We start from the raw sequence: 9,107 nt of genomic DNA, 5'->3' as shown, positions 1-9,107 counted from the left end.
CAAAGGTGAGATTACTGTTAACGGTAAACCTATCGATGCTTACTTTGCTCGCGAAACATCACGCATGATCGCTCGTCAGCCTTTGGCTCTCACAGCCCACCTAACAACCTTTGATATCAAAGTAAACGTTAGCGGTGGCGGTGAAACTGGCCAAGCTGGTGCAGTTCGTCACGGTGTTACTCGTGCATTGATCGACTACGACAACGCTTTGAAGCCAGCTCTGTCTAAAGCAGGCTTGGTAACTCGCGATGCTCGTGAAGTTGAGCGTAAAAAAGTTGGTCTGCATGGCGCGCGTCGTCGTAAGCAGTTCAGCAAGCGCTAATTCTTTCAGTCGCTTAAAGTTTTATCGAAAGGGTCGCGCAAGCGGCCCTTTTTGTTTCTACAATCTAGGTATTTGAGAAATAAAATTCATCTGTCGGTATTTTGGAGAATGGCATGATTAAAGTTGGCATCGTAGGTGGAACTGGATATACCGGAGTGGAATTGTTGCGTTTATTAGCGCAACACCCCGAAGTAAAAATTCAGGCAATTACTTCTCGTACAGAAGCTGGCATGCCAGTAGCTGAGATGTTTCCCTCTTTACGTGGCCGCATTGATCTCAAATTCACAACACCAGATGAAGCCAAGTTAAATGAATGCGACGTGGTGTTTTTTGCAACACCACATGGCGTGGCAATGGCACAAGCCAAAGAGTTGCTTGCTCATAACGTGAAGATTTTGGATCTCGCTGCTGACTTCCGCTTAAAGGATGTCAAAGAATTTGCTAAGTGGTATGGCATGGAGCACGGTTGCCCAGAGATTTTGGCTGAAGCAGTTTATGGCTTGGCAGAAATCAATCGTGAAGAAATTAAAAAAGCTCGCGTAGTAGGTTTGGCTGGGTGTTATCCAACCTCAGTTCAACTGGGCCTTGCACCATTGCTCGCACCAAAGTCTACCGGTGGTAAGCAATTGATTGATGGCACGCATATTATTTCTGACTCTAAGTCAGGAACTTCAGGTGCTGGACGGAAGGCAGAAATTGGAACCTTGCTATCAGAGTCTAGCGATAACTTCAAAGCTTATGGCGTTAAAGGCCATCGCCATCTTCCGGAAATTGTCCAGGGCTTAAAAGCCATTGCTGGTCACGACCAGATTGGCCTGACCTTTGTGCCGCACTTGACACCAATGATTAGGGGAATTCATTCAACCTTATATGTCCGCTTGACTGAGGCTGGAATGAAGGTGGATTTTCAAAAGCTCTATGAAGATTTCTACAAAGGTGAGCCTTTTGTGGATGTGATGCCGGCCGGTAGTCATCCAGAAACGCGCTCTGTGCGGGGTAGTAATGGCTTACGTATTGCTATTCATCGTCCGGGGGATGGCGACACTTTAGTCATTTTGGTAGTTGAAGATAACCTGGTGAAGGGTGCCTCAGGCCAGGGCGTTCAGTGCATGAACCTCATGTTTGGCTTGCCTGAGACCACTGGATTGACCCAGATTGCCGTTTCACCATAATGGGGCCAGTTGGAAAGACCCTTCAGCACGCTTGGAATTAAAAGCCTAAAATGGATCATTGCCTTTTGAATTAGGAGTAAATCATGACCCAATTAGCTACGCAAGAGACTGTACAAGATTTAGCCGAGCCACCAGTTCCATTGGTGTTTACGGATAGTGCTGCTGCAAAAGTGGCTGACTTGATTGCTGAAGAAGGCAATCCTGAACTAAAACTACGCGTGTTTGTTCAGGGCGGTGGTTGCTCAGGATTTCAGTATGGGTTCACATTTGATGATGCTGTGAATGAAGATGACACACTCTTTGAAAAGAATGGCGTAACTTTGTTGGTAGATTCAATGAGCTTCCAATATTTAGTTGGCGCTGAGATTGATTACAAAGAAGACATCAATGGTTCACAGTTTGTGATCAAGAATCCAAATGCCCAAACTACTTGTGGCTGCGGATCTTCTTTCTCTGCTTAAATAAATTGAATTACTTAAGCAGGATAGCAAGCGCCTAAGATTCTAGGACCCTTCGCCCCTGTAACGGCTGGCAAATTTGCTGGCCGTTTTTCTTTGTGGGCCCAGGCAAGCCATGCGAATGCGAGGCCTTCTACGAGTTGTGGATCAATGCCAAGTGCATCACTGGTCACAATCTCGAGTGAGTTTGTAAATAAGATTTCAGTTCTGGCTTTAAATAAATCCATTAAGGCGATATTGCGCGCACCACCACCACAGATAACTAGCGTCTGAGTTTGCGGTGCATAGCACTCTAAAGCCTGTAGGGCTGAGTCCACGGTCAGTTGTAATAGTGTGGCTTGAATATCTTCAGCATTGATGTTGTCGGTATCAATTTGCTTTTGCAGCCACTCCAGATGAAAGTCATCACGACCCGTACTTTTTGGCGGAGCTTTTGCAAAAAATGGATCCGCTAACATTCTTGATAAAAGTATTTGATTGACTTTGCCTTGTGATGCCCAAGTACCGTTCTCATCAAAGGCATGGCCTTGTTGATCTGCAATCCAGGCATCCATCAACATATTGCCGGGGCCGCAATCAAAACCCTTTACTCCACCATCTTTGGATAATAGCGTCAGGTTGGCAATACCGCCAAGGTTGAGCACGGCGATATTTTTATCTGTAGCGAATTGTTGCGCATGAAAGGCTGGCACTAGAGGTGCGCCATGACCACCAGCAGCAAGGTCACGACTTCTAAAGTCAGCAATGACATCAATTCCGGTCAACTCTGCCAGAAGTGCTGGGTTGAGGGTTTGATGGGTATAGGCAAGGTGATGAGCAAGATCGGCTTGATGACGAATAGTCTGGCCGTGGGCGCCAATCGCGCTGATATCTGCAGCAGAAAGCTTGGCCCGAGTAAGCAATTGCTTGACTGCATCAGCATAGGCGACAGCTAAGGCATTAGCGGCCTGATTTTCCCGGTGAATCTCGTTTGGCCCAGGGGTCTGGAGATCTAGTAGCGCTTTACGTAATTCAGAGCTAAAGGGAAGGCTTACGGCGTCCAGAAGGGAAGACTCCCCGGAGGCTTCAATCTTTGCCAGCACGGCATCTATCCCATCTAGGCTAGTGCCAGACATCAGGCCAATATAGAGGGATTGAGGCTTATTCATGCGGTATCAGGACTTTGTTCTCAGGAATGCGACAATTATGCTTTAGCAATTTAAATACTAATTTAACCGAATCAGTTACCCAATTTCGCATGACGGCTAAACCAGAACAAAAATACCCACTGACTCCCGAAGTTTTTGCAGCCCTTGAAGTTACAAAACGGGGCTGTGATGAGCTATTGGTTGAGGCGGATTGGATTCAAAAGCTGGCTAAGAGTAAGGCTACAGGCACACCTTTGCGCATTAAGTTGGGTTTAGATCCAACTGCGCCTGATATTCATTTGGGTCATACAGTTGTTTTGAACAAATTGCGTCAGCTACAAGATTTAGGTCACACCGTGATTTTCTTGATTGGTGACTTCACCAGCATGATCGGTGATCCCTCTGGACGTAATGCAACCCGTCCACCACTGACTGCAGAAGAAATTGCTGTCAATGCCCAGACCTACTATCGTCAAGCCAGCATGGTGCTTGATCCCGCTAAAACTGAAGTCCGCTATAACAGCGAGTGGTGTGATCCACTGGGCGCACGTGGGATGATTCAGTTGGCAGCGCGATATACCGTTGCCCAAATGTTAGAGCGCGATGACTTTACCAAGCGCTACCGTAGCGGCGTACCCATCTCTGTGCATGAGTTCTTGTATCCATTGATGCAAGGCTATGACTCCGTTGCTTTGAAGAGTGACCTAGAGCTTGGTGGTACCGATCAGAAATTTAATCTCTTAGTTGGGCGCGAGCTCCAACGTGAGTATGGCCAAGAGCCCCAATGTATTTTGACTATGCCCCTCCTCGTCGGCTTGGATGGCGTGGACAAGATGAGTAAGTCCAAAGGTAATTACATTGGCATCAGCGAGCCTGCTGGCGAGATGTTTGGTAAGCTCTTGAGTATCTCTGACGAATTAATGTGGGATTACTTCACATTACTGTCATTTCGCCCTATGGCTGAAATTGATTTAATGAAGCAAGAAGTTGCTGCCGGCAGAAACCCTAAAGATTGCAAAGTACTGCTCGCACAAGAAATTGTTGCGCGTTTCCATTCGCAAGCTGCTGCAGAAAAAGCATTAGAGGACTTTAATCACCGCGCTAAAGGTGGTGTACCTGACGATATTCCAGAGATCAATCTTTCTGGTGCCCCAATGCAGATCGCTAATCTACTGAAGGCTGCTGGCTTAGCTCCATCAACATCCGAAGCGAATCGCAACATTGAACAAAACGGTGTGAAGATTGATGGCGTAATAGTTGCTGATAAGCAATTGAAAGTTGAGGCCGGTACTTACGTAGTACAGGTGGGTAAGCGTAAGTTCGCTAAGGTAGCGCTGAGCTAGGCTATCGACTGCAATCAATACCCTCCTTTGCCGCTTGTGCGTCTTAAATGAGGGATAAATAGGAGGGGTAGGGATACACTTCTGACATAATCTTTCTTCCTATTATCCTTTAAGCTCTTCACTTTTTATTACGGTTTCCCTTGAAAATCCTATTTCTTCGCTCCTTGATTGGTGCTGCATCCCTCATTCTCATTTCTGGCCCTATCCAAGCGGCAGACATTGATCTTGCAACAGTCTCTGGATTCACTTCTTTCCAGTATCCAGGTAGCTCAGTTACTACGATCACAGGTATTCGCGATAGAAATATCACGGGAAACTTTAGTACTACTGATGGCAATACTGGTGGCGTACTGTATGACAACGTTGTCTCTAATTCAACTTATATCCCTTACCCAACAGCCACTTCCAATCTTTCCAATTTTCCTGGTGCGATTAGCAGCACACCGTATGGACCAAGCTTTGGATCCTCGTCAGGAATTTTGCGGGTAACTGGAAGTTATAAGACTGCAGCATCCGCAAATGGTGCGGAAGGAGATTTGGGTTATCTAGTTGATGCAGCCACTGGCATTACTACAACATTGTTGCCAACTAATTTAGCGGGTGGTGAGCCTATCTTAAATACTATTGGCCATAGTACTTTTGGTAACCAAGCAGTTGGTAACTTCGATACTCGTTTGATAACTGGTAATTCTTATGTCTATAACATTTCAGCTGGTACTTATTCAATAGTCCCCTTAGTTGGATCGGATGCATCGGCTAGGATTGCTATTGGTAATGAAACAAAAATTCAGAGCATAGTAAGTAATACTGCCTATGGCGTGTATAACAATTTGATATCCGGTGGATACACGGGTAAATATGGCGCCGGATTACCTGTTAATGAAACCTACTCCTATATTCATAACAACTCTAATGGTGCGACCTATACCTTCTCCTCACCCGACGCCTCTCTTGTAACCCATTTTGAGGGAATTACTAGCGCAGGTAAACCAGGCGTCTATAACTTAGTGGCAGATGCAGTTGATGTATTGGGAAATAAAGTAAAGGCATATGTTGCAACGGTTGATTTAAATACGATTGATGTAGTCACTGGACAGCCAAAAATAACTTGGACAGAAATCAAAGTTGGGAGTTATCTGACTTCTGCTAATTCAATGTATCAGGGTAATGTGATCGGCGTCTACGTGGAGAATGGCATTACAAAAGCCTATGAAGCAAACATTGGCGATCAACTTATTAGCCTTTCTGGATCTTCAGTAAAAATTTATGACCCCTTAAAAAATATAGGCGATCGTTCATCTACACTTTCCGCTGCTGGGGCTGACGTTATTAATACTGGTGCAATCAATGTCGTCAATGCCAATGGCATTGCAACCGGTGCTAGTTGTGGATACCTAGGCTGCAATCCATTGACGGATACTAACTATGGTGGAGTGATTTCTAACTACGGCACTGTAAATGTGACGGGCGGCACCCTCAATCGAGCAATAGCAATTGAGGGTAATTTCGGCACTTTGTTGAACTACGGGGTAATCCGGGCAAGCAATGGTAACTATGCTATTTCAGATGTGGGTACTTCTGCCGCAACTACAGTGGTTAATACAGTAAGTGGAGTTATTGATGGTCAAGTGTTCCTGACCCAAGGTCAGCTGGCGCGTTTTGAAAACAGTGGGTGGATGGGGATCACGGCAGCGGGAGCAGGGGTTACTCATTTGGCTAGCGGTTCATTTGTGCAAACCTCAACAGGTACTTTGGGGTTACGCGTTTCTTCTAGTGCAGCGGATAAATTATCGATTAATGGAACTGCTAGATTGAGTGGAACTCTAAGTCTTTCAGGTGACTCCACCAATATTTATGCTCCTGCAAAATATTCAATTGTCACTGCTAATAGTGGCCTAACAGGATCCTTCTCGAGTGTTTCATCGAATCTCGCATCAGCAATTAATCTTTCTTATGATGCCAATAATGCCTACTTGAATGTATATGCATTTACTACAGCTGAGACGCAGCAATCTTTGGTGAATAATGCTTCTGCGCTCCAGAGCACTTATGCCCTTCAGAACTCTGTATTGGCCAATAGTTTCTCTTACGACTGTACTGAGTTTGGCCCTAATGGAATTTGTATTTCTGCTGGCGGTCGTAATACAGCAGTATCAGCAGCTAATGGTTTAAACAACACCAGTGCATTATTGATTGCAGCTTATAAAGTGCATCCTCAAGTTCGTATTGGTGCTTATGCTGATCAGAATTTATCTGTGAATAATTCTGGTAGCACCGTTAATCTTGCTAATAACACTCCATTGATTGGTTTGTTTGGCGCCTGGAATGAACGTGCCGATGGAACGGGTGCCGAGGTTAAAGTATCCGCAGCATATGGTCAAAAGAATACGACGGTAAACCGTCAAGCGGTTGGAACGTCAGAGGCGGGTACGGGATCATCCCAGCTAAATAGTCAGGGCGCACAAGTTACTGCGAAGTATGGTTTTGCAATTACACCACAAGTGATTGTTGCTCCCTATATGGGAATGCGCTACACCCAGAATAATATGGGTGGCTATAGCGAAGGCACCTCAACAACAGTTACGGCACCGTTGACTTACAGCGCCTTAAATACCAATGCGACTACTGCTCTAGCTGGAGTGGGTGCTTCTTATCGATTTATCCCTAAGGCAACTGTCTTTGCTAGTGCTGGTGTTGAAAGCGACACTAAGACTGCAAATGGTACTTATTCTGCGACAGGTATTAATGGTTTAACTCCAGTGAACTTTAATGCCAACCCTGTGAAGACTCGTCCGACAGCAATGCTCGGTGCTTATTACGATGTTGTTAAGAATCAGCGCTTGGGTGTTACAGGCATCTACCGTCAAGAGCCTTATCAAGGCGTCTCAACTACTACTGTAATGGCGACGTATACGGTTGGTTTGTAGAAAGTATTTGGATTGATGGAAAAAGACCCGCTATTGCGGGTCTTTTGATTAGAACTTTAAGATTTAGTCTAGATTGTTAGAGTTGCTCGGTGGCGTGAGCCCAAAATGCTCATAGGCCTGACGCGTTGCTACTCTTCCTCTGGAGGTTCTTTGTAGATAGCCTTGTTGAATCAGGTAAGGCTCTAAGACATCCTCAATGGTGTCACGCTCTTCACCAATTGCTGCTGCTAAATTATCAATACCTACTGGCCCACCATCAAACTTGTGCAAGATGGCTTCTAGTAATTTGCGATCCATCACATCAAAGCCGCTTGGATCAACATCGAGCATCTTTAATGCGGCATCAGCCATGTCTTTAGTGATGGTGCCAGTACCTTTGACTTCGGCATAGTCACGCACCCGACGTAACAGGCGATTAGCAATGCGAGGAGTACCTCTAGCACGCTTCGCAATCTCAACTGATCCCTCAGGGTCAATATCGGCTTTAAGTAAGCTGGCGGAGCGCGTAATAATTTTGGTGAGCTCTTCGGTGGTGTAGAACTCCAGTCTTGCCACAATGCCAAAGCGGTCTCGCAATGGATTGGTGAGCATGCCGGCACGAGTGGTCGCGCCAATCAAAGTGAATGGCTTGAGATCAATTTTGACACTTCGTGCTGCAGGACCTTCGCCAATCATGATGTCTAGGCTGTAGTCCTCTAGTGCTGGATAGAGAATCTCCTCAACTACCGGAGAGAGGCGATGAATCTCATCAATAAAAAGAACGTCGTTTGCTTCTAAATTGGTCAGTAAGGCAGCAAGATCACCAGGCCTATCTAGAACTGGGCCACTAGTTTGGCGCAAGTTCACACCAAGCTCTCTAGCAATGATGTGAGCCAGGGTGGTTTTACCTAATCCGGGAGGGCCAAACAAGAGAACGTGATCCAGGGCTTCTTGACGGGCCCTGGTTGCGGTAATGAAAATCTCTAATTGGGCGCGGGCTTTGGTTTGGCCAACATACTCATCTAGCTGCTTAGGACGCAAGGCTCTTTCGAAGATGGCTTCTGAGTTTCCAGCTGCACCACTAACGATGCGGTCATTTCCCTCCGGTAAGTCTTCGGGAATTGAGCTGAGGTCTTCTGTGTGGATTGCCATACTGCAAGTGTAGTGGTGTTTGAGTAACTAGTTATGAAGACTTCGAGAGGTATTTAAGGCCCATACGGATACCGTCTGAAACTGTGGTGTCAGGTGGTATTTGTTTGAGGGCAAGATGCGCTTCTTTTTCTGAATAGCCTAGCGCCAAGAGAGCCTGCAATACTTCGCTGTTCGCTTCAATCGCCTGAGGTTTGCCGCCCACAATTCCTAAATCGGGAGCCAACTTTCCTTTGAGTTCAAGGCAAAGGCGCTCAGCAGTCTTTTTGCCAATGCCAGGGACTTGAGTTAGGCGGCCTGCCTCTTGCATAGTAATTGCTTGGGCTAATTCATTGACGCTCATGCCAGAAAGTACCGCAAGGGCAGTGCGCGAGCCGACGCCGCTAATCTTGATCAGCTGTCTAAATGCTTCACGCTCAGTTTCTGTAGCAAAGCCAAAGAGTTGCTGCGCATCTTCACGAACTTGAAAATGCGTGAGAAGTGTAATTTTTTGATTGGTCTCTGGTAATTGATACAGAGTACTCATCGGCACGTCGATCTCATAGCCAACACCTTGGCAATCTACCAAGAGGCGGGGTGGATGAACTGAGACGAGAATGCCTTGTATGCGACCAATCATGTAAAGATCTT

At 46.1% G+C, this 9,107-nt stretch carries 8 protein-coding genes; 5 read left to right on the top strand and 3 right to left on the bottom strand.

Features of this window, described 5'->3' with window-relative positions; all coding sequences use genetic code 11:
• From rpsI to erpA, 3 genes are all read left to right on the top strand, one after another.
• Positions 1-322: 30S ribosomal protein S9 (rpsI, locus tag B7X71_RS02370; protein ID WP_293597455.1), on the top strand; the 322-nt coding region annotated here is incomplete at its 5' end.
• 113 nt (positions 323-435) lie between these two features.
• Positions 436-1,494 carry an N-acetyl-gamma-glutamyl-phosphate reductase gene (gene argC, locus B7X71_RS02365; protein WP_293597456.1) on the top strand — a complete coding sequence of 353 codons (1,059 nt, stop codon included), beginning with the start codon at positions 436-438 and terminating at the stop codon, positions 1,492-1,494.
• Positions 1,495-1,577: 83 nt separating this feature from the next.
• On the top strand, positions 1,578-1,955 hold the full coding sequence (gene erpA / locus B7X71_RS02360) for an iron-sulfur cluster insertion protein ErpA (protein ID WP_015422031.1): 378 nt from the start codon (positions 1,578-1,580) through the stop codon (positions 1,953-1,955).
• A 14-nt stretch (positions 1,956-1,969) separates the two neighbouring features.
• On the opposite strand, the gene B7X71_RS02355 is transcribed toward erpA, so the two are convergent.
• Positions 1,970-3,100, bottom strand: coding sequence for an anhydro-N-acetylmuramic acid kinase (locus B7X71_RS02355; protein WP_293597457.1), 1,131 nt, complete (start codon positions 3,098-3,100; stop codon positions 1,970-1,972).
• An 89-nt stretch (positions 3,101-3,189) separates the two neighbouring features.
• Between B7X71_RS02355 and tyrS the strand changes: the two genes are divergently transcribed.
• Together tyrS and B7X71_RS02345 are read left to right on the top strand one after the other, a co-directional pair.
• Positions 3,190-4,422 carry a tyrosine--tRNA ligase gene (gene tyrS, locus B7X71_RS02350; protein ID WP_293597458.1) on the top strand — a complete coding sequence of 411 codons (1,233 nt, stop codon included), beginning with the start codon at positions 3,190-3,192 and terminating at the stop codon, positions 4,420-4,422.
• 140 nt (positions 4,423-4,562) lie between these two features.
• Complete coding sequence (locus B7X71_RS02345; RefSeq protein WP_293597459.1) at positions 4,563-7,349, top strand: autotransporter outer membrane beta-barrel domain-containing protein; 2,787 nt, start codon at positions 4,563-4,565, stop codon at positions 7,347-7,349.
• A 63-nt stretch (positions 7,350-7,412) separates the two neighbouring features.
• Here the strand turns inward: B7X71_RS02345 and ruvB are convergent, their stop codons facing one another.
• Both ruvB and ruvA read right to left on the bottom strand, forming a co-directional pair.
• Entirely contained in the window at positions 7,413-8,480 is a 1,068-nt protein-coding gene (ruvB, locus tag B7X71_RS02340) for a Holliday junction branch migration DNA helicase RuvB (protein WP_293597460.1), read from the bottom strand.
• A 31-nt stretch (positions 8,481-8,511) separates the two neighbouring features.
• On the bottom strand, positions 8,512-9,096 hold the full coding sequence (gene ruvA / locus B7X71_RS02335) for a Holliday junction branch migration protein RuvA (protein ID WP_293597461.1): 585 nt from the start codon (positions 9,094-9,096) through the stop codon (positions 8,512-8,514).
• Between the last annotated feature and the right edge of the window lie 11 nt (positions 9,097-9,107).

Source organism: Polynucleobacter sp. 39-46-10, assembly GCF_002282275.1.
The sequence above is the reverse complement of the archived record's forward strand: the minus strand, read 5'-3'. Positions and strand labels throughout refer to the sequence as shown.

Bases quoted from the DNA above. Each gene is read 5' to 3' on its own strand.
- B7X71_RS02355 (WP_293597457.1), bottom strand. From the start codon at position 3,100: ATGAATAAGCCTCAATCCCTCTATATTGGCCTGATGTCTGGCACTAGC.
- tyrS (WP_293597458.1), top strand. From the start codon at position 3,190: ATGACGGCTAAACCAGAACAAAAATACCCACTGACTCCCGAAGTTTTT.
- argC (WP_293597456.1), top strand. From the start codon at position 436: ATGATTAAAGTTGGCATCGTAGGTGGAACTGGATATACCGGAGTGGAA.
- erpA (WP_015422031.1), top strand. From the start codon at position 1,578: ATGACCCAATTAGCTACGCAAGAGACTGTACAAGATTTAGCCGAGCCA.
- ruvB (WP_293597460.1), bottom strand. From the start codon at position 8,480: ATGGCAATCCACACAGAAGACCTCAGCTCAATTCCCGAAGACTTACCG.
- ruvA (WP_293597461.1), bottom strand. From the start codon at position 9,096: ATGATTGGTCGCATACAAGGCATTCTCGTCTCAGTTCATCCACCCCGC.